Origin of the sequence: Moorena sp. SIO3H5 (assembly GCF_010692395.1) — a bacterium.
Lineage (GTDB): Bacteria > Cyanobacteriota > Cyanobacteriia > Cyanobacteriales > Coleofasciculaceae > Moorena.
Genome location: NZ_JAAHHS010000342.1, coordinates 1 through 2,221 on the forward strand (window position 1 = coordinate 1; position 2,221 = coordinate 2,221).

General features: G+C 42.2%; 1 protein-coding gene. It reads right to left on the reverse strand.

Annotated features, from left to right (window positions below):
* Window positions 1-2,221: SDR family NAD(P)-dependent oxidoreductase (locus tag F6K52_RS27520; RefSeq protein ID WP_293085912.1), on the reverse strand; the 2,221-nt coding region annotated here is incomplete at both ends.

Below are 2,221 nucleotides of genomic sequence, written 5' to 3' on the forward strand. Positions count from 1 at the left end.
TGTAATACACCATCCGACAACATCCCTGCCGAGTGAATCACTCCTGCCAATGGAAACTTTGACTCATTTATCCGACATAAGACCCTGTTGATGGCTGTCCATTCTGACACATCTGCTTGTTCCACCACCACTTCTGCTCCCCCTGCTTCTAACTCGGTTAATTGGCTCACCACCTCCGGTGACGGTGGCCTTCTTCCTACCAACACCAAATGCTGGGCTCCTTTCTCCACCATCCAACCAGCTACCAATAAACCTAAACCTCCTAGACCTCCTGTAATTAAGTAAGTCTTCTCCTGACTCAAAAGAGTGGGAACCTCTGGTGAACTATACTGACTATGGACTAAACGAGCCACATAACGACTATCCCCTCGCAATCCCACCTGTTCTTCTTTGTCCTGTGACCAAATTTCTAACCACAGTTGCTCTGCTTGAGTTTTGAAACTTTGTTGAGGGTCCAAATCAATCCGCACACAGTTTAGTTCTGGATGTTCTAAGCTAATTGCTTTTCCCATCCCCCAAACTGTTGAGTGGATAATTCCTGGAAGTAATGACTCTGTCTGTGGTATTGGTTGTGCTCCTGAAGTAACTAACCATAACCGTGGTAGTTGAGATAATCCTCCTTTGAGTAAGGACTGGACCAAGGATAATGTGCTACCACAACCGAGTTGAGAGATGTTTTCTAACTCTTGGGAACTGATGTTTGTATCCTCTGCTGCTGTAGTTGTCCAACATTGAACTACTCCATGTAAGTTGGATGAGTATGCTGCTACCTCAGCGAGGAGTTGCTGAAATTCTTCTGGGTGGTTGGGGTTGATGGTAAATTCTTCAGCAGCAATTTGTTGATATTGTTGTCCGGGAAACACCAGGGTACAAACTTCTCCCATTGACCGCAGTTTAGTTGCTAAGGAATGACCTACTCCAAGTTGGTCTGCAAAAATCAGCCAACCCTTGGATGTTGATGATGTTAGCTCTACAGAGGGACTCAATTTTTGCTCGGCTTCTACAGATGGCTGCAGGCTATCAGGAGAATGTAACTGCTCAAAACGTGCTTTTTTAACTCTCCATTCTACTTCATAGAAGCAAGAACTGATATCTGACTCCAAGTTCATCAGCAGAAGTTCTGGGTTAACTTTTCTAGCTTCAAAACCAATTACTTCAGCCACTAGCTGCCCACGATCATCGAATAATTGTATATCTGCTTTTAGTTTTTCTATTTCTGATTGTTTTTCCTTCTGGAGATGAGTATAGCACCAAATCAAACCATTCCTGGGGCGGTGATAAAAACTAAACTTCTTGACTTTATAGGGAACAAAGGTTTGATTCTTGTTTGTATTCAGATTTAAGGCTAGTGCAGCTATGGATTGAAAGCATGAATCAAGTAAGCCTGGATGAAGTTGATATTCTGCTGAATTTTGTACCTTGTCTGGTACTATCATCTGACAAAATACTTCTCCGTATCCTAGCCATAATTTATTAATCCATCGGAAACTTTCTCCTAGCTGAATTTGTCTTTCCTGGATGTACTGGTAAATTTCTCTACTTTCTATTTCTTGGGTGCAACGAGATTGAATCTCTTCAAGAGATACCAGAGATTTTTGAGCATCAGCAGGAAAAATTGTACCTGTGGCGTGAACAGACAAAGGACTGACTTGTTTCAAATTGTTTGAAGTAGCATCAATTTGTAAGCCAGAAGAGTTGTTCAAACTAATGATTTTAAATGAGTAGTAGTTATCCTCTGGAGTGAAAGCTACTTGCACAGTGCGTACCTCGTTCTCTTTCATTGCCAAAGCTTGGGGAAAGAAAATATTCTCCAAATGACATTGCCAATCTGGGAAGGTTAGAGATGCAGCAGCTAGCACCAAAGAAATATGACAAGCACCAGGAACCACCACTTGTTCATACACAAGATGGTCTAATAAAAACGGTAGTGCCTTAGTACTAAAGTATGACTCGAAAAAGATATCTTTTGACAGAGGAGATTGGAACTTTTTGTTAAGCAGAGGATGAAGTTTTGCTGAAGAGATAACAGCCGAGTCTGAACTCTTAGAAGTATCTGTATCTATCCAATAACGCTGTCGCTGGAAGGGATAAGTCGGCAATACCACCTTCTGCCTCTGATAATCTCTCTCCATACCCGACCAGTCTACTTCCCCTCCTTCCACATACAACTTTCCTAAACTACACAACATTGACTCCCACTCATCTACTCCCTGTCGCAGTG